This is a genomic window from Roseibium sp. (assembly GCF_965232425.1).
Lineage (GTDB): Bacteria > Pseudomonadota > Alphaproteobacteria > Rhizobiales > Stappiaceae > Roseibium.
In genome coordinates, this window is record NZ_OZ246971.1 from 1,353,810 (window position 1) to 1,376,979 (window position 23,170).

The window sequence follows — 23,170 nt, forward strand, 5'->3', positions numbered from 1 at the left end:
ACGCGTAAACAAACGGAAAGAGTAAAAAGTGATACCTCCATCAAAAGCCCGCGTCGTCGTCATCGGTGGAGGCGTGGTCGGATGTTCCGTCGCCTATCACCTGACCAAGAAAGGCTGGACCGATGTTGTCCTGCTGGAGCGGAAGCAGCTGACCTCCGGGACGACGTGGCATGCCGCGGGGCTGATCGCACAGTTGCGGGCGACGGAGAACATGACCCGTCTGGCCAAGTACAGCCAGGAGCTCTACGGCAACCTGGAAGCGGAGACAGAGGTTGCCACCGGTTTCCGGCGGTGCGGGTCGATCACGGTGGCCCTGACCGAAGAGCGCAGGGAAGAGATTTTCCGGCAGGCCTCCATGGCACGCGCCTTCGGCGTCGAGGTCGAAGAGATCACGCCGGACGAGGTCAAGGCACGCTATGAGCACCTGAACACCGAGGACGTGGTGGCCGGTGTCTACCTGCCCCTGGACGGTCAGGGCGATCCCGCCAACATCGCCCTTGCACTGGCCAAAGGCGCGCGCATGGGCGGTGCCAGGGTCATGGAACGGGTGAAGGTCACCGGACTTGTGAAATCCGGCAAGCGGGTCACAGGTGTCGAATGGCAGACTGCGGACGGTGCCGGCACGATCGAGTGCGATCACGTGGTCAACTGCGCCGGAATGTGGGGCCACGAACTCGGCCGCATGGCCGGTGTCAACGTGCCCCTGCATGCCTGCGAGCACTTCTACATCGTCACCGAAAACGTTCCCGGCCTGACCCAGCTGCCGGTGCTGCGGGTGCCCGATGAGTGCGCCTACTACAAGGAAGATGCCGGCAAGATCCTGCTCGGCGCCTTCGAGCCAAACGCCAAGCCCTGGGGCATGAACGGCATCCCGGATGATTTCGAGTTCGACCAACTGCCCGAGGATTTCGATCATTTCGAACCCATCCTCGAGGCTGCCGTGAACCGGCTGCCGCTTCTGGCCGAAACCGGGATCCATACCTTCTTCAACGGCCCGGAAAGCTTCACCCCGGATGACGCGTATCACCTGGGTCTTGCGCCAGAGCTCGACAATTTCTGGGTCGCCGCCGGGTTCAACTCCATAGGTATCCAGTCTGCCGGAGGCGCCGGCATGGCGCTGGCCGAATGGATGGATACAGGCGAAAAACCCTTCGATCTGGGCGACGTCGACATCTCGCGGATGCAGCCCTTCCAGGGCAACCGGCACTACCTGTTCGAACGCTCGAAGGAAACGCTCGGCCTGCTCTACGCCGACCACTTCCCCTACCGCCAGAAGGCAACGGCACGGGGCGTGCGCAGAACGCCGTTCCACGAACACCTGAAGGCCAACGGGGCGGTGTTCGGCGAGCTTGCCGGCTGGGAGCGCGCCAACTGGTTTGCCGATGAAGGCCAGGAACGTGAATATCGCTACACCTGGAAGCGCCAGAACTGGTTTGAAAACGCGGCACGCGAACACAAGGCGGTTCGCGAGAATGTCGGCATCTACGACATGTCGTCGTTCGGCAAGGTCCGCATCGAGGGGCCGGACGCAGAGGCCTTCCTGAACCATGTCGGCGGCGGTGACTATTCCGTTCCGGTCGGCAAGATCGTCTACACGCAATTACTCAACGACCGTGGCGGTATCGAAGCCGACGTGACCATCACGCGCGTGTCGGAGACAGCCTACCTGATGGTGACGCCCGCCGCGACGCGGCTGGCGGACGAGACCTGGCTCCGGCGCCATGTCGGCGACCGGAGGGTCGTGATCACCGATGTCACGGCAGGTGAAGCCGTGCTGGCGGTGATGGGGCCGAACTCCCGTGCACTGCTACAGCGGGTCTCACCCAATGATTTCAGCAACGCGACCAATCCGTTCGGCACGGCGCAGGACATTGAAATCGGCATGGGGCTGGCCCGCGCCCACCGTGTCACCTATGTCGGCGAACTCGGTTGGGAACTCTACATTTCATCCGACATGGCGGGCCATGTGTTCGAGGTGCTGCATGAAGCGGGACAGGATCTCGATGCGAAACTGTGCGGCATGCACATGATGGACTCCTGCCGGATCGAAAAAGGGTTCCGGCATTTCGGTCACGACATCACGTGCGAGGACCACGTGCTGGAGGCCGGGCTCGGGTTCGCGGTCAAGCGGGACAAGCCGGACTTCATCGGCCGGGATGCGGTTCTGCGCAAGCGCGAGGCCGGGCTCGACAAGCGGCTTCTCCAGTTCCGTCTGAGCGAACCGGAGCCCCTGCTCTATCACGCCGAGCCGATCCTCAGGAACGGCGATGTCGTCGGCTTCCTCAGCAGCGGCAATTACGGGCACACGCTCGGCGGCGCGGTTGGACTGGGCTACGTGCCCTGCCCTGGCGAGACCGCCGAGCAGGTGCTCAGCTCCGCTTACGAAATCGAAGTTGCCGGAACACGGGTGAAGGCGGAGGCGTCGCTCAAACCGCTCTATGATCCCAAGTCGGAGCGGGTGAAGGTCTAGATTTCGGCGTGCAGCCGATCTTTTTTGCCTGTCTCCCGTTCCGGGGAAAAGGAATAGATCGAGCAAAATTTAATTTTTTGAGACCTATTGTCTCAATTTTTTAAATCCGTTAACAATAAAACCGCATTGCGCGGCAGTGGCCTTGGCGCAATCTGGTCTTATTGTGTCTCACAAACTGGCCCTAAGCGAGCAGTAACAAGTCGAGTTAAATCGCGTCTCAACGCAGCAGCTGCGAGACAGGATTTTCTTGAATTTACGGGAGTATTCGACATGAAAATGACGACTGAAGAAGCATTCGTCAAAGTGCTTCAGGCGCACGGAATTGAGCACGCGTTTGGCATTATCGGCTCCGCATTCATGCCGATCTCCGATCTGTTTCCGGATGCCGGCATCAAATTCTGGGACTGTGCCCACGAGGGATCCGGCGGCATGATGGCCGACGGCTACACCCGCGCGAGCGGCAAGGTCAGCATGATGATCGCGCAGAACGGGCCAGGCATCACCAATTTCGTCACTGCGGTGAAGACCGCCTACTGGAACCACACCCCGCTCCTGCTGGTGACACCACAGGCCGCCAACAAGACGCTTGGCCAGGGCGGCTTCCAGGAAGTCGAACAGATGGCCCTGTTCAAGGACATGGTTGCCTACCAGGAAGAAGTGCGCGATCCGACCCGTGTCGCCGAAGTGCTGAACCGCGTGATCCTGCAAGCCAAGCGCGCCAGCGCGCCGGCGCAGATCAACATGCCGCGCGATTTCTGGACGCAGGTCATTGATATCAACCTGCCTGCAATTGTTGAATTCGAGCGTCCCTCAGGTGGCGAGAGCGCAATCCAGGAAGCCGCGGACCTTCTGAGCAGCGCGAAATTCCCGGTGATCCTCAATGGTGCCGGCGTCGTCATTGGCGGCGCGATCGAGGCGTCCATGGATCTCGCCGAGCGGCTGGATGCACCGGTCTGCTGCGGCTACCAGCACAACGATGCCTTCCCGGGTTCCCACCGGTTGTTCGCTGGCCCGCTCGGCTACAACGGCTCCAAGGCCGGCATGGAACTGATCGCGAAGGCGGATGTGGTCCTTGCCCTCGGCACGCGCCTCAATCCGTTCTCGACCCTGCCCGGCTACGGTATCGATTACTGGCCAAAAGACGCAAAAATCATCCAGGTCGATATTAATCCCGACCGAATCGGGCTCACCAAACCAGTTTCCGTCGGGATTGTCGGCGATGCGAAGAAGGTGGCGGAATCTCTTCTGGAGCGGCTGTCAAGCAGTGCTGGAAACGAGGGCCGCGACGACCGCGCCCACACGATTGCCCAGACGAAATCCCGCTGGGCACAGCAGCTTTCCTCCATGGACCACGAAGACGACGATCCGGGCACCAACTGGAACGAGCGTGCGCGCGCTGCCAAGCCGGAGTGGCTGAGCCCGCGCAAGGCGTGGCGTGCCATCCAGGCCGCCCTGCCGAAGGAAGCCATCATCAGCTCCGACATCGGCAACAACTGCGCCATCGGCAATGCCTATCCAAGCTTCGAAACCGGCCGCAAGTATCTTGCGCCGGGTCTGTTCGGCCCCTGCGGCTACGGCCTGCCGGCGATCGTCGGCGCCAAGATCGGCTGCCCGGATACGCCCGTCGTCGGGTTTGCCGGTGACGGTGCGTTCGGCATCGCGGTCACGGAGCTGACTGCAATCGGCCGCAAGGAATGGCCACCGATCACCATGGTGGTGTTCCGCAACTATCAGTGGGGCGCCGAGAAGCGCAATTCGACCCTCTGGTACGACGACAACTTTGTCGGCACCGAACTCGACGAACAGGTGAGCTACGCCGAAATCGCGAAGGCCTGCGGTCTCCAGGGTGTTCAGGCGCGCACGATGGACGAGCTGACACAGATGCTCGACAAGGCCATCGACGACCAGATGAACCATGGCAAGACCACCTTGCTCGAGGTTCTCATCAACCAGGAACTCGGCGATCCGTTCCGCCGCGATGCGATGAAAAAGCCCGTCGCCGTCGCAGGGATCTCGGCGTCCGACATGCGTCCCCAGACAGGCGTTTAAGCGCCCGTTCCGGTTTGCCCCCGGTCTCCGACGGATTTCCCCTCCGGGAAGACCATCGGCAAATCGTTTGAACCGGTGCCGCCGCCTGATCCGCCGGATCGGCGGCGGCACCAGCCCATCGGTCCAGGACCCCGCCACCCGTCCTTTGCGGACGGCATCGTCGGCAGCCCGGCCGGTCAGCCAGTGCCAGGAAAGCAAGGTCCGATGAAACCTTTGGAAGAAATCCTGCGGAACGCCGCCCGTTCGGACAAGACAATCGTTTTGAGCGAAGGCGCGGACCCACGGGTCATCGAGGCCGCGGTCGAGGCACGAAAGCTGGGCATCGCCAGGATCATTCTGGTCCGCGACGCCGAGCCTGACGACGAACAGCTGGCCGCCGTCGACGGCATCGACGGGCTGGAAATCCATCGGCCGGCCACATCGCCTCTGACGAAAGAGCTTGCCGAACTCTACCACGCGATGCGCAAGCACAAGGGCGTTGACGCCGATCAGGCAATGCAGCAGGCGCTCACGCCGCATGTCTATGCGGCACTGCTGGTGAAGGCCGGACATGCGGATGGCTGTATCGGCGGTGCGGTGCTGTCTTCCGCGGAAATCATCAAGACCGCGATCCAGGTAATCGGTGTGGCGGAAGGCACGAAGCTTGTTTCTAGCTTCTTCCTGTTTCTCTTCTGCGAAGACCACCACGCGCGAAAAGGCGCGTGCATCTTTTCCGATGCCGGGCTGGTCGTCGATCCGACCGCGGAGGAATTGTGCGAAATCGCCATTGCCTCAGCGCACTCCTTTCAGGACCTGACGAACGAAACGGCCAGGATCGCGATGCTGTCGTTTTCGACGCGGGGCAGCGCGGAACATCACGCCGTCTCAAAGGTTCAACAGGCAACGATGCTCGCGCGCGACGCGGCTCCCGATCTTCTCATCGACGGTGAATTGCAATTCGACGCAGCGTTCGTACCTGAAGTTGCTCAATCGAAGGCCGCGGATTCGCCGATTGAAGGTAACGCGAACGTTTTTATCTTTCCAAATCTTGACGCAGGAAATATCGGGTACAAGATCGCACAGAGAATCGGGGGAGCGAAAGCTATCGGGCCGATTCTGCAAGGTCTCTCGCATCCGGCAAACGATTTGTCGCGCGGGTGCAGCTCGGAGGACATTCTTCACATGATCGCAGTCACGACCGCACAGTCAGTTCACAAGGATAGCGTGGCGACAGCCGGGGAGCAGCCGGCATGACGGCCCCCGTTGTCGAGACGTCGCCAAAGGTATCCGACGAGGTTCGCAAGACGACCTGTTACATGTGCGCCTGCCGCTGTGGCATCAATGTGCATCTCAAGGACGGCAAGGTCGCCTATATCGAGGGCAACCGGGACCATCCGGTGAACAAGGGCGTCCTTTGCGCCAAGGGGTCCTCCGGCATCATGCAGGTCAATGCGCCGTCGCGCCTGCGTGCACCGCTCAAGCGAACGGGTCCGCGCGGCTCAGGCGAATTCGAGGAGATTTCGTGGGACGAAGCGCTTGAGCTGGCCACGTCCTGGCTGGAGCCTGTCCGGAAATCCGCTCCGGAAAAACTCGCCTTCTTCACCGGACGCGACCAGTCGCAGAGTTTCACCAGTTTCTGGGCGCAGAACTTCGGCACGCCCAACTATGCGGCGCATGGCGGGTTCTGTTCGGTCAACATGGCGACCGCCGGCATCTACACCATGGGCGGCGCCTTCTGGGAGTTCGGCCAGCCGGACTGGGACCACACCAAGCTTTTCATGATCTTCGGCGTTGCGGAAGACCACGATTCCAACCCCATCAAGATGGGCCTCGGCAAGCTCAAGGCGCGCGGCGGCAAGGTGATCGGCGTCAATCCGATCCGCTCCGGTTACAATGCGATCGCCGATGAATGGGTCGGCATCACACCGGGGACGGACGGTCTGTTCATCGCCTCGCTGATCCATGTCCTCTTGAAGGCCGGGAAGGTCGACCTTTCCTATCTTGCCCAATTCACCAATGCACCGTGCCTTGTCAACGCAACAGCCGGCTCGCCAGAAGAAGGACTGCTGATCCGCAACGATGACGGCAAACCGCTGGTGATCGACCGGACAAGCGGAACATTGCAGCCCTTCGACAAGCAGGGCGTCAAACCGGATCTGGCGGCCCAGGTCGACATGGATGGCGTGACCCACAAGACCGTTTTCCAGCACCTTGCCGACCGGTTTCTGTCCGATGATCACAGTCCGGAAGCCGTGTCCGAGCAATGCGGCGTGCGCCCCGGCCGCATCCGTGCGATTGCCGCAGAGCTTGCGCGGGTCGCCTTCGAAGAAGCGTTCGAACTCGACCAGCCTTGGACCGATTTCCGGGGCACCCGCCACGAGAAGATGCTCGGCCGTCCGGTCAGTTTCCATGCCATGCGCGGTATCTCCGCACATTCCAACGGGTTCCAGACCTGCCGCGCACTGCATGTCCTGCAGATCCTGCTGGGCACGGTGGAGGTTCCGGGCGGCTTCCGGTTCAAGCCTCCCTACCCGAAACCCGTCGAAGCCCACCCGACACCGCATTGCCATTCAAAGCCGGACTGTCCCCTGGACGGACCGCATCTGGGCTTCGTCCGCAGTCCCGCCGACCTGGCGCTCAAGGAAGACGGCACCCCTGCACGCATCGACAAGGCATTCACCTGGGAAAACCCGCTTTCGGCCCACGGGCTGATGCACATGGTGATCTCCAACGCGCATGCGGGCGATCCCTACAAGATCGACACCCTGTTTCTCTACATGGCCAACATGGCGTGGAACTCGTCCATGAACACGCGCGGTGTCATGGACATGCTGACGGACAAGGACGAAAACGGTGATTATGTCATCCCGCGGATCATCTATTCCGATGCCTATTCCTCGGAGATGGTGGCCTATGCCGATCTGATCCTGCCCGACACGACCTACCTGGAACGCCACGACTGCATCTCGCTTCTGGACCGGCCCATCTGCGAGGCGGACGCCGCCGCCGATGCCATTCGCTGGCCGGTAATCGAGCCCGACCGTGATGTGCGCGGCTTCCAGTCCGTGCTGGTCGATCTCGGATCCCGGCTCAAGCTGCCCGGATTCGTCGACGACAGCGGCAGCGCGCTCTACAAGGACTACGCGGACTACATGGTCAATCACCAGCGCAGGCCGGGGATCGGACCGCTCGCAGGGTTCCGCGGAAACGGGACACAGACCGGCCGCGGAGACGTCAATCCGGACCAGTTGCAGCGCTATATCGACAATGGCAGTTTCTTCGTGGAACACGTTCCCGACGAAGCGTCCTACTACAAGCCCTGGAACGCCGCCTACCAGGGCTGGGCAGTCGGGCTCGGCTTCTACGATGCCCCCCAGCCCTACCTGTTCCAGCTTTATGCCGAGCCGCTGCGCCGGTTCCAGCTGGCTGCGGAAGGGCACGGAGACCGGCAGCCGCCCGATCACCTGAGACAGCAGATCAAGGACTATCTCGATCCCCTCCCGGTCTGGTATCCGCCCATCGAGGACGGGGCCGTCGACACGGAGGCCTATCCCGTGCATGCGCTCACACAGCGGCCGATGGCCATGTACCATTCCTGGGGCAGCCAGAACGCCTGGCTGCGCCAGATCCATGGGCGCAATCCTCTTTATGTGCCGACAAAGATCTGGCAGGAAAACGGGTTCGAGGACGGCGACTGGGCGCGGCTCACCTCCGTCCACGGCGAGGTCACGGTTCCGGTCGCCCATATGGCCGGGCTCAACGAAAACACCGTGTGGACCTGGAACGCGATCGGCAAGCGCAAGGGCGCATGGGCGCTCGACGACGACGCGCCGGAGGCAACCAGCGGCTTCCTGCTGAACCACCTGATCCACGAATTGCTGCCCCCCAAGGGCGATGGCCTCAGGTGGTCGAATTCGGATCCTGTGACGGGTCAGGCCGCGTGGTTCGATCTCCGGGTCAGGATTGAAAAGGCCGCTGCTCCAGCGGAAAGCCAGCCTGCGTTCGGCCCCTTGAAATCGCCGGTCGGCAAAGGCCCCGCCACAGTGCAACAGAAGGTGACCTCATGACCCAGTTGCCCGCGACCACGGACAAGAAACTCGGCCTCGTCATCGACCTGGACACATGTGTCGGCTGTCATGCCTGCGTCACCGCCTGCAAGGGCTGGAACACCGAAAACTATGGCGCGCCGCTCAGCGATACCGACGCCTATGGCGGCGATCCGGTCGGCACCTTCCTCAATCGCATCCACAGCTATGAAGTGGAACCGAAGGGCGGCGGCTGCAGCCAGACGGTCCACTTCCCGAAGTCCTGCCTTCACTGTGAAGACGCGCCCTGCGTCACGGTCTGTCCGACCGGCGCCAGCTACAAGCGGACCGAGGACGGCATTGTTCTCGTCAACGAAGACGCCTGTATCGGCTGCGGATTGTGCGCCTGGGCCTGTCCCTACGGCGCCCGCGAGATGGATGCCGTCGCCGGCGTGATGAAAAAATGCACGCTGTGCGTCGACAGGATCTACAACGAGAACCTGCCCGAGGAAGACCGTGTGCCCGCCTGCGTCAGAACATGCCCGGCCGGTGCCCGCCATTTCGGTGACTTTGCGGACCCGGACAGCAACGTGTCGAAACTGGTCGCCGAGCGCGGCGGCATCGACCTGATGCCGGAACAGGGAACAAAGCCGGTCAACAAGTATCTGCCGCCCCGTCCCAAGGATCAGCTGCCGGACATGGATGTCCTCACGCCGCTTCTTGAGCCGGTCGCCGAGGAGCCGAAAGGGTTCCTGGCCTGGCTCGACAAAAGACTGGAGGCGCTCTGATGCATCCGGCACCCTCGGTTATCATCTTCACTGTCCTCTCCGGTCTCGGCTTTGGCTTTCTGACATTCCTGGGACTGGGCCTGCCTGACGTTCACGGGGTGGAAGCGTTCTTCTATTTCGCCATTGCCTATGCGCTGGCGGTCGGCGGTCTGGTGGCCTCCACCTTCCATCTCGGCAACCCGCAACGCGCCCTGAAGGCCTTCACCCAGTGGCGCACGAGCTGGCTCTCACGGGAAGCCTGGCTTTCGACCGGCGCGCTGATCATCCTGGCGATTTACGGGGCGGCCGCGGTCTTTGTCGGCGTCTCCGTTTTGCCGCTCGGCCTGCTCGGCGCTATCCTGTCCATCGCGACGGTCGTGGCAACGTCCATGATCTACGCGCAGCTGAAAACGGTGCCGCGCTGGAACCACTGGCTGACGCCCGTGCATATGCTGACCGTGTCGCTCGCGGGCGGGGCAATCCTGGCCCAGCAAAGCGGTGCAGCGCTTGTCCTGCTGCTTCTGGCCGGCGGGTTTCAGATCCTTCATTGGGTGCTTGGCGACCGCAGGTTTGCCGAACGCGGGCACACGATCGAAACAGCAACAGGACTGGGCGAGCGCGGCAGCGCACGGCTGTTCGAGCCACCGCATACCGGCTCGAACTACCTGCTGAAGGAAATGGTGCATGTGGTCGGACGCAAGCATGTCCAGAAACTGCGTATCATCGCGTTCGCGGGCATGGTCGTCCTACCGCTGCTCATTGTCGCGCTTCTGCCCGTCAACCTGTTCACGGCGATCCTTGCCACGCTGTTCTATCTCGCCGGCGCCTTCGCGTCCCGGTGGCTGTTCTTCGCCGAGGCCGAACACGTTGTCCGTCTCTACTATGGCGGGACGGGTTCGAAACCACCCTATCAACCTAGCTTCTCGGGCTGACTCTGCTTAAGATATTGGAATGCAAAGCGAGACCAGACGGCGCAAGATTGGTTTTCTGTTGGTCGACGGCTACGCGCTCATGTCGGTCGCGTCGGCGATCGAGCCCCTGAGAGCTGCCAACCTTCTGGGCGGGTCCGAGTATTTTCAGCTGACCTACTACTCGCAAAACGCGGGCCGGGCGCGCGCGTCCTGCGGCGCCTATATCGAAACCGAACCGCTCGGCATCCTGAGCAACCAGGTCGATCTTCTGCTGGTCGCCGCCGGGACCAATCTCGACGAGGCAGAGAACACAGCCTTCTACGCACAGCTGCGCAAGCTGGCCGCGCACGGGGTCGCCCTCGGCGGGATCTCGGGCGGCGGTGCGCTTCTGGCGAAGGCCGGGCTGATGGAAGACCGTCGCTTCACGGTTCACTGGGAGCATTTCGAGGAACTCAACGCCCTCTCGGACGGATACTTCCTGGAGCGGCGGATCTTCGTGGTCGACAGGAACCGCTACTCCTGTGCCGGCGGGGTCGCATCGCTCGACATGATGCTTGCCCTGGTCAAATCCGAACTGGGCGTGGAACTGGCGACCACGGTCAGCGACTGGCTGGTTCACAGCGGCATGCGCAGCGCGGACGAACCGCTGCGCTCGCGGTATCTGGGCAGCAACACCGGCGTGAACAGCTGTGTGACGGCGGCCGTCGACCTGATGGAAAGCCATGTCAGCGACCTCCTGACACTGGACCAGATCGCTATGCTCGCTGGTGTCAGCTCGCGCAAGCTGCAACGCAATTTCAAGTCGGATCTCGGCATCTCCGTCATGCGCTGCTACATGGACATCCGCCTGCACAAGGCCGATGAACTCCTTCGCAAGACGCGCATGGCGGTCGCGCAGGTTGCCTTTTCGACGGGCTTCGTCGACCAGGCGCATTTCGCAAGCGTCTACCGGGAAAAATTCGGTTTCTCGCCGACGGAGCGCCGCAAGAGAACCCGCAAGGCGTCCAATGTCATGCGGACGCCGGAGACGGACGAGTTTTCGGAACAGGACAGGCTCCTGGAACATCACTGAACCGACACGGGGATTTCGTAAACTGATGGCCGGACGAGCCGTTTGGCCTTGCCTTTTTTCCTGATTGCCCGTAATCAGCCCGGCCATTCCAATTTCCAGAGCCCTTTCCGCCCGAACTGCCGCGACCAGCCCGCGGTGTGTTTGCGCGTTGCCTCGTGAGGACGGCCGACATGACTGAAACCATCGGACTTGATTTCGGAACTTCCAACACGGTTGCGGTCACGGCGGACGGACCTGGCGCAACACGCCCGATCCGCTTTCAGGACAGGGACGAAAGCTTCACGTCGCTGCCGACCGTCCTGAGCTTTCTCGATCGCGGTGCGGCTCGGTCGCTGCATCCCGAGGTTGGACCATGGGCCATCCGGCAGTTTCTTGAAAGCTTCGGGGATGTGCGCTTCATCCAGTCGCTCAAGACATTTGCGGCAAGCAGCCTCTTCAAGGGAACCGGCGTCTACGGCGTCCGGTTCGAATTCGAGGATCTCATGTCGACTTTCCTGCGCTGCGCGTTCGAGCGCGCGGGAACAAGCTTCGATCCTGCCGGGACCCGGCTTGTTGTCGGCAGGCCTGTCGAATTCGCCGGGCACCGGCCGGACGAAGGGCTGGCAATGGAGCGCTACCGGAAAGCATTCCGAAAAGTCGGGTTTGAAGATATCCTGTTCGTGATGGAACCGGTCGGTGCAGCGTTTTCCTATGCGCAGTCGCTGCAAAGGGACACGACAATCCTCGTCGCCGACCTTGGCGGCGGCACGACAGACTATTCGATCATGCGCTTCGAAACGGCCGGCGGACACCTCAAGGCAACCCCGCTCGGACGCGGCGGTGTCGGAATTGCAGGCGATACGTTCGACTACCGCATCATCGACAATGTCGTGCTGCCGAAACTGGGCAAGGGATCGGCCTACCAGAGCATGGGCAAGGTGCTGGAAATTCCGCCCAACCTCTTTTCCAATTTCGCGCGCTGGCACATGCTCTCCATCTTCAAGACTTCCGACGATTTCAAGGAAATGAAGAAGCTGCTGCGCTGGTGTCTGGAGGCGGACAAGATCGAGCTCTTCATCGAGCTCGTCGACGAGGACCAGGGCTATCCGCTCTATAAATCCGTGTCGGAAACCAAGGCCCGGCTGTCGGAGGAAGACGAGGCCGAATTTTCCTTCTCTCCCCTCGGGACCGATTTCCGGGCAACTGTTTACCGGCGGGATTTCGAAAGCTGGATCGCCGGCGATCTTGCCAAGATGGACAAGGCGCTCGATCCGGCGCTGGCCAAGGCGGGATTGCGAGACAACGAGATCGACCGGGTGTTCATGACGGGCGGAACGTCGTTCGTTCCTGCCGTCCGGCGCCAGTTCGCGAACCGGTTCGGCGCGGAGAAAATCTCGGGCGGCAACGAACTCACGTCCGTCGCCAACGGCCTCGCCCTGATCGGTGCGCGGGACGATGCGGACGACTGGGTGGTGGCGGCTTAGGGTACGGACTCATAAATGAAGCCGATTTAGCGGCAGAAATGGCAAAATCTTGCGAGGAAGCGTGCGCAGAGCGGGCTTTATGCCCGGTCAAGCGCGATGACGCTGCGAGGTGAAGCCATTTTGCCGTCCTTCGGATATTGACTTCATTTATGAGTCCGTACCCTAGTCCCCTCCCGCAAGTGCCCAGGGTCAGGCCCGCGGCTCATCCACGACCGTCATGTCCACCTCGACCCTGTCGCCGACCGAGACCCTCTCGGCCTTTCTGACAGCCGCCTTGATCGGCAGCAGGAAGGAGCCTGACGCCTTGTCCGGCCAGATGGTCGTGCGCCATGTCGACGATCCGATAGTGACCTTCACCTTGATCATGCCCCAGCTTTTCGCCTTCTGACCACCGGCTACAAACCGGATCTGGTCGGCACACACCGCGGGCAGCGTGACGAATGTCCAGCCGCCCGGACCGGGCGAAAGCCAGAGATCTGCGGAAAAGTTCATCCGGTCCAGCAAGATGGTCTCACTCAGGTAGGTACTACAAGAATCGGTTCCGGGCAGGTCATTTCAGAAAAACCGAAGGACCGTCAACCATCCACCATGGTCTCGAACATCGCTCCTGCCACTTCCCGAAGCCGGGATGCGAGGCACCTTCAGATGTGCATATCCGGTATGTTGTCCGTTTCGACCAATGGATGTCGCATTCGCGCTTGATCGGCCGGAACAGCTCCCCTAGATTGCCGCGACCTGACGGCGTCCTATCAGGGACTGAAAGCGATTCCGGATGCGGTTGACCCACACAGGGAACCAATGCCGGAGCTGTCCAAGGCACTTGCAGAGCGGCCGAAATCCGGCCGACTCATCGTTCGTGTTTGCTTTCGTCTTCCGATTCCGCCGCCATCGATTGCCTGCAGGCGCCTGCCATTGGGAGAGAAGAATGAGCCACCGGACGTACCTCACCGGACTTCTGACCGTATTTCTGCCGTCAACCGCCTTTGCCCATGGTGGCCACCTGGGTGAACTGGCCGGGCATTCGCACTGGATCGGCGTGGCCGCCGTCGCAGGTGCCGCACTGGTCGCCGGTCTTGTCGCACTGAAAGACCGGAAGAAAAAAGACGCCGAGGACACACCCGAAGCAGCAACCGCAGACGACGAGACCGCCGGGGAAACCGCGCAATGAGCGAAAAACTCGGGTTGATGATTTGCGGCCATGGCAGCCGCAACAAGGGTGCGGTCAAACAATTTGCACAGCTCGCCGAAGGCCTGACGGCGCGCTTCCCGGACTGGCCGGTCGAATACGGCTACCTGGAATTCGCCAATCCCGTCATCCATGACGGTCTGAACAAATTGCGCGAGCAGGGCTGCACGCGCGTGCTCGCCGTACCCGGCATGCTGTTTGCCGCCGGTCACGCCAAGAATGATATCCCGTCGGTTCTGAACACCTATCAGGCCATGCATCCGGAGATGAAAATCTCCTATGGACGGGAACTGGCCGTCGACACGCGCATGGTCAAGGCGGCAGCGGCCCGCATCCAGGCGGCTATCGACGAAGCGGACAGCGACGTACCGCTGCATGAAACGCTTCTTATGGTCGTCGGGCGCGGCGCGTCCGACCCGGATGCCAACTCGAACGTCACCAAGATCACACGGCTGCTCTGGGAAGGTTTCGGCTTCGGCTGGGCGGAAACGTGCTATTCCGGCGTCACCTTCCCGCTCGTCGGTCCGGGCCTCGAACACGCGGCCCGGCTCGGCTACAAGCGCATCATCGTGTTTCCGTATTTCCTCTTCACAGGCGTTCTGGTTCAAAGGATCTACAACACGGCAGACGAGATCGCGGCAAATCATCCGGAGATCGAATTTCTCAAGGCGGGCTATCTCAACGACCATCCCCAGGTCATCGACACGATGGCAGACCGGGTTCAGGAAATCCTGCAGGGTGCCAACCTGATGAACTGCCAGATGTGCAAGTACCGCGAACAGGTGCTCGGTTTCGAGGCGGAAGTGGGCCTGGCGCAGGAGAGCCATCACCATCATGTCGAGGGCCTCGGCGCGGAAGCCGAGTGCCAGCTCTGCGACGAAATCTGCACCGGGGCGTGCGAGAAGCAGGTTCAGGCCGGCGGACACCATCATCACCATGATCATGAGCACGGCCATGGGCACGGACACCATCACGACCATGGTGGCGGGCACAGTCACGGGCACGGGCACGGGCACGGGTACGATCATGACCATGGCCATCATCATCATCCCTACCCGCACGCGGATCATCCGCACGGACCGAAATCGCTGAAGCGCGAGGGATAAGCGTCCGTGACAAGGCAACCAACTCCGGCCTACGCATACGAGAAGGACCCGTCGGCCATCTACCGGCAGTCCTTTTCCATCGTGCGCGGTGAAGCGGATCTTTCGCATCTGCCGGAAGATCTGCATGCGGTTGCCGTTCGGCTGATCCATGCCTGCGGCATGACCGATCTGCCCAAGGACCTTGCCTGGTCAGGCGATCTGACGTCTTCGGCCCGCCGGGCATTCCGGACCGGCGCCGCCATCCTGTGTGACGTGGAAATGGTCACCCACGGCATCATCCGCTCCCGCTTGCCATCGGCCTGCGATGTCGTCTGCACGCTGAACGACGCCCGCGTGCCGGAGATGGCGAAAGAACTCGGCACAACGCGCTCGGCAGCCGCCGTCAACCTTTGGCACGACCGGCTTGACGGCGCCATCGTTGCCGTCGGCAATGCGCCAACGACGCTGTTCCATCTTCTGGAGACGATTGCATCCGGCGGGCCGAAACCCGCCCTCGTGCTCGGCTTTCCGGTCGGGTTTGTCGGGGCTGCCGAATCCAAGGACGCGCTCATCGAAAACCCGTTCGGGATACCCTACCTCGCGATCAGAGGCCGGCGCGGCGGATCGGCAATGGCGGCGGCTGCCGTCAACGCCCTTGCCGCCGGACTACCGGAGGAGGCCTGAGATGACCGGACCGGGACGGCGCAAGGATCTGAAATCAAGCGGTGCGGGAAAGCCCATGCGCTCGCGCGGGTTCCTGTCGCATTCCGGCGGCCGGCCGGCTTCCGTCGATGAGACGGGTAACGCGACAGCGGATGGTCCGCCGAACCGGAAATCGCAGGGGATGAAGCAGGCCGTGCCGCAGACTGACGGCAGCCCGGTGGAACTCACGCCAAAGACACCCCCCAAACCCTATCGGCTGGAGGACACATGAGCTCCCCCTGGCTGACGCTGGTCGGGATCGGCGAGGACGGTGTGCTCGCACCCGGCGGCCGGGAGGCGTTGGCGAGCGCCGATGTCGTCTATGGCGGCGCGCGGCACCTCGCGCTCGCAGGCGATTTCACTGCAGAACAAAGAACCTGGCCATCCCCGTTTGCCACCGTCTTCACCGACCTGGAAGCGCTCCGATCTCGGCAGGTCGCCGTACTTGCGACCGGCGATCCGATGTGGTTCGGCTTCGGGTCATCCCTGGTCCAGCGGTTCGATCCGCAGGACATGACGGTCCTGCCGTCACCGTCGGCTTTCCAGCTGGCGGCCTCCCGGATGAGCTGGCCTCTTCAGGACTGCGAGTGTCTTTCCGTACACGGCCGACCGGTCGACCTTCTGCGTTGCGCGCTCTACCCCGGCGCGCGCCTTCTAGTTCTGACGAGCGGTCCGGAGACACCGCGACAGGTTGCCGACCTGCTCGCGGATGAAGGCTACGGACGCACCCGGATCACCGTGCTGGAACATCTCGGCGGCGAGAAGGAGCGGCGGACCAGCGGTACAGCCGAAGACTGGTCAGGCGAGGTGGCCGCCTTTCATACACTGGCCCTCGACGTCACAGCCAACCCGGGAACACGCTTGCGCGCCCGCGTTCCAGGCCTTTCCGACGACTCCTTCCGCCATGACGGCAAGATGACCAAACAGGACATTCGCGCGGTGACGCTCGGCGAACTGAAACCGCATCCGGGCGCACTTTTGTGGGATGTCGGCGCAGGCTGCGGATCGGTCGCCATCGAATGGCTGCGGGCCGCGAACCGCACCCGTGCCATCGGCCTGGAGCCCCACGCGGAACGGCGCAAGATGGCGGCGGAAAACGCGATCGCCCTCGGCGTCCCGCATCTGGAACTTGTTGACGCAACGGCTCCCGAAGGCCTCGATGGCCTGGACCGGCCGGATGCCGTTTTCATCGGCGGTGGTCTGACGGCACCCGGCGTCATCGACACCTCGCTTGATGCGCTCCATACCGGCGGCCGGCTCGTTGCCAACGCCGTGACACTGGAAAGCGAGGCGGTTCTGCTTGCCGCCTACGAGAAACACGGCGGCTCCTTGAAAAAACTCTCAATCCATCGCGCAAGTCCCGTCGGCGGCCTGACCGGCTGGCGACCGCTGATGCCGGTGACGCAGTGGAGCCTTGAAAAATCATGAGCGGAACCCTGTTCGGCATCGGTCTCGGCCCCGGAGATCCGGAACTCATGACGCTGAAGGCCCACCGGCTGATCTCTTCGGCGAAAGTCATCGCCTACCCCGCGCCCGATACCGGCGAGAGCTTTGCGCGCTCGATCGCCGCGTCGATCATCCCGCAGGACGCACGCGAAATACCGATCGTCGTTCCCATGCGTGTCGAACGTTTTCCGGCGCAGGAAATTTACGACAAGGCTGCGGCCGAGATCGCGCAGGTGCTTGCTTCAGGCGAGGATGTCGTCACGCTGTGCGAGGGTGACCCGTTCTTCTACGGCTCGTTCATGTATCTGTTCGAGCGGCTTTGCGACCGTTTCGAGATAGAAGTCGTGCCGGGCGTAACCTCGCTGACGGCCTGCGCGGCGCAGCTTCAGCGGCCGCTCACCTCCAGAAACGACGTGCTCACGGTGATACCCGGGCCATTGCCGGACGACGCCATCGAGGAAAAGATCGAAGAAGCCCAGGCGGTGGCGATCATGAAGGTCGGCCGGCATCTGGCCCGTCTCAGGGCGCTGCTCGATCGCATGGGCCTTCTGGAACAGGCCGGCTATGTGGAGCGGGCCAGCCTTGACAAGCAGAAGGTGCACCGCCTGATCGACCTTGATGCGGAGACCGCACCCTATTTTTCCATGATCCTCATTTACAAGGGAGACGAAGCGTGGACGCTTCCCCCATCCTATTCGTCCTGAACCAGGCAGGGCTGGACACGGCAGAAGATGTTGCGCGCCGCTTTTCCACGGCGCGCATTCACGGTCTGGCCGGCCGCGTTCCGACGGCAGACACCCAGTTCAATGAAACGATCGAACACCTGCAGCTGCTGTTCAAGGCCGGACATCCGATCGTCGGTTTCTGCGCCAGCGGCATCCTGATCCGGGCGCTCGCGCCCATCCTCGGCGACAAACGCACCGAGCCGCCCGTGATCGCGGTTTCCGAGGACGGTTCCAGCATCGTGCCGCTGCTCGGCGGCCATCGCGGCGCCAACGAACTGGCCCGGATCCTGGCGAAGTCGCTGCGCGGGCATGCGGCCATCACGACGGCCGGGGACACGAAGCTCGGCATCGCGCTCGACGTGCCGCCCAAGGGCTGGCTGCTGGCCAATCCGGAAGATGCCAAACCCGTCATGGCGGAGCTGCTGTCCGGCGCGGAAGTCCGTATCGAGGGAACCGCCGACTGGCTCACCAAGGCGGATCTCAACACGTCCGATGACGCCGCGATTGCGCTGACAGCCACCGAGAAGCCGATGGAAGGCGGGCCGACGCAGCTCGTCTACCATCCCCAAAAATATGCCATCGGTGTCGGCTGCGCCCGCTATTGCGACCCGAAAGAACTCATCGATCTTGTCGAAACCCACTTGGCTGACGCCGGGATCGCCAGGGGTGCCGTCGCCTGTGTGACGACGATTGAACTGAAGTCCGACGAAACCGCGGTCCTTGAACTCGCCAACCATCTGAACGTGCCGCTTCGGGTCTTTACGGCAGTGGAACTTCAGCGCGAGACCCCGCGTCTGAAGAATCCGTCCAATATCGTCTTCCAGGAAGTCGGCTGCCACGGCGTGTCGGAAGGCGCCTCGCTTGCCGCCTCCGGTCCGTTCGGATCGCTCGTTGTCGAGAAGCAGAAGACGGAAAACGCGACCTGCGCGATTGCTCGTGCGCCGCAGCCGATCGACTCGGAAACGGTCGGCCGCGCCCGAGGGCATCTGTCGGTGATCGGCATCGGGCCTGGCAAGGACGACTGGCGAACACCCGAAGCCACGAAGCTCCTGGCGGACGCCACGGACGTGGTCGGATACTCGCTCTATCTCGATATCGTCGACACCCACATCACCGGAAAGAAACACCACAATTTCCCGCTTGGCGCCGAAGAGGACCGGGTGCGGTTCGCGCTGGAAGAAGCCGGCAAGGGCAAGAACGTCGCCCTGATCTCGTCCGGCGATGCCGGCATCTACGCGATGGGCGCGCTGGTCTACGAACTGCTGCACCGGAACGAGGAATTCGGCGGTGTCTCGGATGCCGCCAAGCGCGTCAGCGTCACCAATGCGCCGGGCATATCGGCGCTTCAGGCCTGTTCGGCGCGCATCGGCGCACCGCTCGGTCACGACTTCTGCGCCATCTCGCTTTCCGACCTGCTGACCCCCTGGGAATCGATCGAGGCCCGGCTGAAGGCCGCGGCCGAAGGCGACTTCGTGATCGCGTTCTACAATCCGGTCTCCAAGCGCCGGCGCACGCAGCTTGCCACAGCGCGCGAAATCCTGCTGGAGCACCGTCCGCCGACGACACCCGTTGTTCTCGGCGTCAATCTCGGACGCCTGGAAGAGACGTTGAAAGTCACCACGCTCGAAGCGCTCACCGTCGACGAAGTCGACATGCTCACGACGGTCCTGGTCGGGTCGTCGAACACCCGGGCAATCATGAAGGGCGACGGCAGTATTTTCGTCTATACACCGCGCGGCTACGCCAAGCGGATCGATGCACCGAAACCGGAGAGCGCCGAGACCGCGCCGGAAACCGAAGAGGCAGAAGACATCCAATGACCGTTCATTTCATCGGCGCGGGTCCCGGCGACCCCGACCTCATCACGGTGCGCGGATTGAGATTGATCCAGTCCTGTCCGGTCTGCCTCTACGCGGGCTCGCTCGTGCCGGAGCAAATCGTGGCGGCGGCCCCCGAAGGGGCCCGCGTGATCGACACGGCACCGATGACGCTCGATGACATTGTCGGCGAAATCAAGAAAGCCCATGACGAGGGCCTGGACGTCGCCCGGGTCCATTCCGGCGATCCCTCGATCTACGGCGCGACGGCAGAACAGATGCGGCGCCTCGATGCGCTCGGCATCGACTACGACGTCACCCCCGGCGTGCCTGCCTTTGCCGCCGCTGCGGCCGCGCTGAAAGCTGAACTGACGATCCCGGAAGTCGCACAGACGGTCATCGTCACCCGCACGGCAATGCAGTCGTCGGCCATGCCGAACAACGAAGACCTCGATACGCTCGGCAAGAGTGGTGCGACGCTTGCGATCCACCTGTCCATCCGGAACCTGCGCGAAATCGAGCGTCAGCTGACGCCACACTACGGTGCGGACTGTCCGGTGATCGTGGCCTACCGGGTCGGCTGGCCGGACGAAACCTTCATCCGCGGCACGCTTTCGACGATTGCCGCAGAGGTGCGCAAGGCCAAGATCACCCGCACCGCGCTGATCTTCGTCGGCCATGCGCTGAAACCGGGAGAAGACTTCCGCGACAGCGCGCTCTACGACGCCGACCATGTACATGTCCTGAGGCCGAAAAAGAAAGCCAAGGCGTCCTGACGCCAACGCGCCCGGCGGAACTTTCAACGGCAGCGTGAGCAGAGCGAGCCCGGAACACAATCACACCGATCCAGGTCACTCCAATCCACAGCCTCATCCTGAGGAGCACGCTTGCGTGCGTCTCGAAGGATGGACCATGGGCGCTCCGTTGTGCGGCCCATCCTTCGAGACAGCGCCGACGCGCTTCCTCAGGATGAGGTTTGCTTCCGCAGATGTCGTCCCGGCCAAGCGCAGCGCAGAGCCGGGGCGGCAATCGTTGGAGCAATTCCTTCTGTGCCATGATGATTGCCTCGCAGGCTGCGCCGTCCCGGACCTGATCCGGGACCTGAACAACGGCTGTCGGGAGGCCCCGGCTCAAGGCCGGGGCGGCGATCGTTGGACAAAATCAGTCTGAATTCTGCGACGGTCTCGCATTGACGCGTTACGCGATCACATGGGCAAACGATCCCATGACGGTGCCAGCCCTCAGGCCCATGTCGGGCAGGGTGGTGCCTTCGGCATCGGTTGCGCGGAAGAGACGGTCCGCGTGTCCTTCCCTCAAGATGGTGGCGTAGTGAAACTCGTGCGCCGACAGGGGCGTGGACCAGGGCAGACCGGCGAGGGGATCGATCTTGCGGTATCCGAGATGCCGCGTGCGCTTTGCGAACGAGGTTTCCAGCGGCAGAAGGCCGAGCATGTCATGGCGGGCACCATCCGCGTCGACCAGCCCTTGCCCAAGAACCATGTATCCACCGCATTCACCGTAGATGAGGCTTCCCGCGCGTGCGGCCTCGCGTAGGCCGGCTTTGAAATTTCCGGCGGCAGCCAAGGCCGCGGCGTGGAGTTCGGGATAGCCTCCGGGCAGAAAGACGGCATCCGCGCGCGCATCAGGCCGCTCGTCCGCCAGCGGTGAAAAGAAGCTGAGTTCCGCCCCCTTGCGGCTCCAGAATTCGAGCAGGTGCTGATAGCAAAAGGCAAAGGCGACGTCCCGGGCAACCGCGATCCGTTGCCCCAGGGGCGCCGGCAATGCCGCCTTTTCACAGGGGCTCCCTTCAATCGCCGAGGCGGCACCTGCAATCGCGGCCAGGTCGACATTCCGGCTGCAAAGCTCTGCCGCCCTTTCCAGGAACGCCTCCAGGTCGGCATGCTCGGACGCCTGCACGAGCCCCAGATGCCGTTCCGGCAGTAACAGATCCGCGGACCGCGGCAACGCGCCGAAAACCGCAACGCCGAGGGGTGCCAGAGCCGTCCGCAACATGACTTCATGGCGCGCGCTGCCGACGCGATTGAGAATCACCCCGGCAATGTCGATGTCCGATCGGTAAGTTCTGAACCCATGCACCAGCGCTGCGACCGACTGGGATTGACGGGCGCAGTCAACGACCAGAACAACGGGAACGGAGAGCGTTGCGGCGAGTGCCGCCGCCGATCCGCGTCCGTTCGCGGCTCCGTCGAAAAGCCCCATGGCCCCTTCGATGATCATCAGCTCGTTCCCTGCCCCCTGCCCGGCCGCCAGCGAAGACAGCGTCGCCGCGTCCATCGCCCAGGCATCGAGATTGAGACAGGGGGTGCCGCTCGCAGCTTCATGAAAGCGCGGGTCGATGTAGTCAGGGCCGGATTTCGCGGAGACGACGGAGCGCCCGGCATTCCTGAGCGCCCTGATCAGGGACAGGGTCAGCGTGGTCTTGCCGGTCCCGGAGGACGGAGCCGCGATCAGGACGCCCCGGGCTGCTCCGGCATCAGGTTCAGCCGGCATCTGCCGAGCGGCTTTCGGACCTGAGGCCGAGCGGATCGGAATTCAGCACCTTGCCCGACATCGCACCCAGCCAATCGAGGCCGTCGCGCAGACGAACGACTTCGCCGACACAGACAATGGCCGGTGGCTGAATCCCGGCGGATCTCGCCTCTTCGGCACAGCGTCCCAAAGTGGTTTCGAGAACCTGTTGCCCGGCCAGGGACGCGTTGCACACGATGCCCACCGGCTCGTGCTCAGAACGTCCGGACGACATGAGTTTGCCGGCGATCGTCTCCAGATGCTTCATCGCCATGTACATCACGATGACGGGCGATCCCCTGGCGACGCCATCCCAGTTGACGGCATCCGGTGTCAGTCCGGTCTGGTCATGTCCGGTCAGGAACGTCACGGTCTGGTTGCAGTCGCGATGGGTTGCGGGAATCCCGGCATAGGCCAGGCCGCCGATCCCGGCGGTAACGCCCGGTATGATCCGGAACGGGACACCGGCCTCGACCAGGCCGAGGGCTTCCTCGCCGCCGCGCCCGAAGACAAACGGATCGCCGCCCTTGAGACGCAGGACGCGCTTGCCCGAGCGGGCATAGTCGATCAGCTTCAACGTGATGTCGCGCTGTTTCGGGCTCGGTTTGCCGCCGCGTTTTCCGGCATAGTCGGTGATGGTGCCCGGCCTGACCCAATCGAGGATGCTCTTGTCGACAAGCGCGTCGTAGACGACGACGTCTGCCTGACGCAAACCGTTCACCGCATGCAGCGTCAACAGCCCCGGATCTCCCGGGCCCGCACCCGCAAGCCATACCCAGCCGGATTCGAATTCCGGAAGCCCTTTTGGCAGAGTGTTGTTCAGTTCGGACACGCTCATTGTTCCTGTGTATCCGGCAAATCATCGCTCGCCAAGCAAATCAGCGATAGAAATCGAAAGGAATGCGACATTTCAGTCAATTACGCGGCCGGGGCGCGCGCCGCTT

General features: G+C 62.7%; 19 protein-coding genes. 16 read left to right on the forward strand and 3 right to left on the reverse strand.

Features of this window, described 5'->3' with window-relative positions; all coding sequences use genetic code 11:
* Positions 1 to 28: 28 nt before the first annotated feature.
* From ACO08A_RS06220 to ACO08A_RS06255, 8 genes are all read left to right on the forward strand, one after another.
* Positions 29 to 2,470, forward strand: a complete 2,442-nt coding sequence (locus ACO08A_RS06220) for a GcvT family protein (RefSeq protein WP_422040308.1) — start codon at positions 29 to 31, stop codon at positions 2,468 to 2,470.
* Positions 2,471 to 2,740: 270 nt separating this feature from the next.
* The gene (gene xsc, locus ACO08A_RS06225) at positions 2,741 to 4,519 is read left to right on the forward strand and encodes a sulfoacetaldehyde acetyltransferase (protein WP_422040309.1); all 1,779 of its coding nucleotides are present in this window, start codon (positions 2,741 to 2,743) and stop codon (positions 4,517 to 4,519) included.
* A gap of 204 nt (positions 4,520 to 4,723) precedes the next feature.
* Complete coding sequence (gene pta / locus ACO08A_RS06230; RefSeq protein ID WP_422040310.1) at positions 4,724 to 5,752, forward strand: phosphate acetyltransferase; 1,029 nt, start codon at positions 4,724 to 4,726, stop codon at positions 5,750 to 5,752.
* Complete coding sequence (locus ACO08A_RS06235) at positions 5,749 to 8,565, forward strand: molybdopterin oxidoreductase family protein (protein WP_422040311.1); 2,817 nt, start codon at positions 5,749 to 5,751, stop codon at positions 8,563 to 8,565. Before pta ends, ACO08A_RS06235 begins: the two co-directional genes overlap by 4 nt.
* The gene (locus ACO08A_RS06240; RefSeq protein WP_420335532.1) at positions 8,562 to 9,311 is read left to right on the forward strand and encodes a 4Fe-4S dicluster domain-containing protein; all 750 of its coding nucleotides are present in this window, start codon (positions 8,562 to 8,564) and stop codon (positions 9,309 to 9,311) included. The genes ACO08A_RS06235 and ACO08A_RS06240 overlap by 4 nt, the downstream gene beginning before the upstream one ends.
* Positions 9,311 to 10,222 carry a dimethyl sulfoxide reductase anchor subunit family protein gene (locus tag ACO08A_RS06245; RefSeq protein ID WP_422040312.1) on the forward strand — a complete coding sequence of 304 codons (912 nt, stop codon included), beginning with the start codon at positions 9,311 to 9,313 and terminating at the stop codon, positions 10,220 to 10,222. Before ACO08A_RS06240 ends, ACO08A_RS06245 begins: the two co-directional genes overlap by 1 nt.
* A gap of 19 nt (positions 10,223 to 10,241) precedes the next feature.
* Positions 10,242 to 11,273, forward strand: a complete 1,032-nt coding sequence (locus ACO08A_RS06250) for a GlxA family transcriptional regulator (protein ID WP_422040313.1) — start codon at positions 10,242 to 10,244, stop codon at positions 11,271 to 11,273.
* A gap of 170 nt (positions 11,274 to 11,443) precedes the next feature.
* Positions 11,444 to 12,736 carry an Hsp70 family protein gene (locus ACO08A_RS06255; RefSeq protein ID WP_422040314.1) on the forward strand — a complete coding sequence of 431 codons (1,293 nt, stop codon included), beginning with the start codon at positions 11,444 to 11,446 and terminating at the stop codon, positions 12,734 to 12,736.
* Between the two features lie 189 nt (positions 12,737 to 12,925).
* On the opposite strand, the gene ACO08A_RS06260 is transcribed toward ACO08A_RS06255, so the two are convergent.
* Complete coding sequence (locus ACO08A_RS06260) at positions 12,926 to 13,228, reverse strand: DUF1905 domain-containing protein (RefSeq protein WP_422040315.1); 303 nt, start codon at positions 13,226 to 13,228, stop codon at positions 12,926 to 12,928.
* Positions 13,229 to 13,661: 433 nt separating this feature from the next.
* On the opposite strand from ACO08A_RS06260, the gene ACO08A_RS06265 reads away from it, so the two are divergent.
* The 8 genes from ACO08A_RS06265 to cobM are packed head-to-tail and all read left to right on the forward strand — an operon-like array spanning position 13,662 to position 20,473.
* Complete coding sequence (locus ACO08A_RS06265) at positions 13,662 to 13,904, forward strand: DUF6732 family protein (RefSeq protein ID WP_422040316.1); 243 nt, start codon at positions 13,662 to 13,664, stop codon at positions 13,902 to 13,904.
* Positions 13,901 to 15,028 (forward strand): sirohydrochlorin chelatase, encoded by a 1,128-nt coding sequence (locus ACO08A_RS06270; RefSeq protein ID WP_422040317.1) that lies wholly within the window; start codon positions 13,901 to 13,903, stop codon positions 15,026 to 15,028. Before ACO08A_RS06265 ends, ACO08A_RS06270 begins: the two co-directional genes overlap by 4 nt.
* Before the next feature lie 6 nt (positions 15,029 to 15,034).
* Positions 15,035 to 15,691 (forward strand): precorrin-8X methylmutase, encoded by a 657-nt coding sequence (locus ACO08A_RS06275; RefSeq protein ID WP_422040318.1) that lies wholly within the window; start codon positions 15,035 to 15,037, stop codon positions 15,689 to 15,691.
* Position 15,692: 1 nt separating this feature from the next.
* Positions 15,693 to 15,941 carry a hypothetical protein gene (locus ACO08A_RS06280; protein ID WP_422040319.1) on the forward strand — a complete coding sequence of 83 codons (249 nt, stop codon included), beginning with the start codon at positions 15,693 to 15,695 and terminating at the stop codon, positions 15,939 to 15,941.
* A complete protein-coding gene (gene cbiE, locus ACO08A_RS06285) occupies positions 15,938 to 17,137 on the forward strand; it encodes a precorrin-6y C5,15-methyltransferase (decarboxylating) subunit CbiE (RefSeq protein WP_422040320.1) in 1,200 nt (399 codons plus the stop codon). Before ACO08A_RS06280 ends, cbiE begins: the two co-directional genes overlap by 4 nt.
* Positions 17,134 to 17,859 (forward strand): precorrin-2 C(20)-methyltransferase, encoded by a 726-nt coding sequence (gene cobI / locus ACO08A_RS06290; RefSeq protein WP_422040321.1) that lies wholly within the window; start codon positions 17,134 to 17,136, stop codon positions 17,857 to 17,859. The genes cbiE and cobI overlap by 4 nt, the downstream gene beginning before the upstream one ends.
* A complete protein-coding gene (cobJ, locus tag ACO08A_RS06295) occupies positions 17,829 to 19,700 on the forward strand; it encodes a precorrin-3B C(17)-methyltransferase (RefSeq protein ID WP_422040322.1) in 1,872 nt (623 codons plus the stop codon). Before cobI ends, cobJ begins: the two co-directional genes overlap by 31 nt.
* Complete coding sequence (gene cobM / locus ACO08A_RS06300; RefSeq protein ID WP_422040323.1) at positions 19,697 to 20,473, forward strand: precorrin-4 C(11)-methyltransferase; 777 nt, start codon at positions 19,697 to 19,699, stop codon at positions 20,471 to 20,473. The genes cobJ and cobM overlap by 4 nt, the downstream gene beginning before the upstream one ends.
* Before the next feature lie 421 nt (positions 20,474 to 20,894).
* Here the strand turns inward: cobM and ACO08A_RS06305 are convergent, their stop codons facing one another.
* Both ACO08A_RS06305 and cobA read right to left on the reverse strand, forming a co-directional pair.
* Positions 20,895 to 22,208 (reverse strand): cobyrinate a,c-diamide synthase, encoded by a 1,314-nt coding sequence (locus ACO08A_RS06305; protein ID WP_422040324.1) that lies wholly within the window; start codon positions 22,206 to 22,208, stop codon positions 20,895 to 20,897.
* A complete protein-coding gene (gene cobA, locus ACO08A_RS06310; protein ID WP_422040325.1) occupies positions 22,198 to 23,064 on the reverse strand; it encodes a uroporphyrinogen-III C-methyltransferase in 867 nt (288 codons plus the stop codon). The genes ACO08A_RS06305 and cobA overlap by 11 nt, the downstream gene beginning before the upstream one ends.
* Between the last annotated feature and the right edge of the window lie 106 nt (positions 23,065 to 23,170).

Excerpts from the sequence above, each read along its gene's own strand:
- ACO08A_RS06245 (WP_422040312.1), top strand. The coding sequence starts at position 9,311 with ATGCATCCGGCACCCTCGGTTATCATCTTCACTGTCCTCTCCGGTCTC.
- ACO08A_RS06305 (WP_422040324.1), bottom strand. The coding sequence starts at position 22,208 with ATGCCGGCTGAACCTGATGCCGGAGCAGCCCGGGGCGTCCTGATCGCG.
- pta (WP_422040310.1), top strand. The coding sequence starts at position 4,724 with ATGAAACCTTTGGAAGAAATCCTGCGGAACGCCGCCCGTTCGGACAAG.
- cobA (WP_422040325.1), bottom strand. The coding sequence starts at position 23,064 with ATGAGCGTGTCCGAACTGAACAACACTCTGCCAAAAGGGCTTCCGGAA.
- ACO08A_RS06235 (WP_422040311.1), top strand. The coding sequence starts at position 5,749 with ATGACGGCCCCCGTTGTCGAGACGTCGCCAAAGGTATCCGACGAGGTT.
- xsc (WP_422040309.1), top strand. The coding sequence starts at position 2,741 with ATGAAAATGACGACTGAAGAAGCATTCGTCAAAGTGCTTCAGGCGCAC.
- ACO08A_RS06255 (WP_422040314.1), top strand. The coding sequence starts at position 11,444 with ATGACTGAAACCATCGGACTTGATTTCGGAACTTCCAACACGGTTGCG.
- ACO08A_RS06280 (WP_422040319.1), top strand. The coding sequence starts at position 15,693 with ATGACCGGACCGGGACGGCGCAAGGATCTGAAATCAAGCGGTGCGGGA.
- cobM (WP_422040323.1), top strand. The coding sequence starts at position 19,697 with ATGACCGTTCATTTCATCGGCGCGGGTCCCGGCGACCCCGACCTCATC.
- cobI (WP_422040321.1), top strand. The coding sequence starts at position 17,134 with ATGAGCGGAACCCTGTTCGGCATCGGTCTCGGCCCCGGAGATCCGGAA.
- ACO08A_RS06250 (WP_422040313.1), top strand. The coding sequence starts at position 10,242 with ATGCAAAGCGAGACCAGACGGCGCAAGATTGGTTTTCTGTTGGTCGAC.
- ACO08A_RS06260 (WP_422040315.1), bottom strand. The coding sequence starts at position 13,228 with ATGAACTTTTCCGCAGATCTCTGGCTTTCGCCCGGTCCGGGCGGCTGG.
- cbiE (WP_422040320.1), top strand. The coding sequence starts at position 15,938 with ATGAGCTCCCCCTGGCTGACGCTGGTCGGGATCGGCGAGGACGGTGTG.
- ACO08A_RS06240 (WP_420335532.1), top strand. The coding sequence starts at position 8,562 with ATGACCCAGTTGCCCGCGACCACGGACAAGAAACTCGGCCTCGTCATC.
- ACO08A_RS06265 (WP_422040316.1), top strand. The coding sequence starts at position 13,662 with ATGAGCCACCGGACGTACCTCACCGGACTTCTGACCGTATTTCTGCCG.
- ACO08A_RS06270 (WP_422040317.1), top strand. The coding sequence starts at position 13,901 with ATGAGCGAAAAACTCGGGTTGATGATTTGCGGCCATGGCAGCCGCAAC.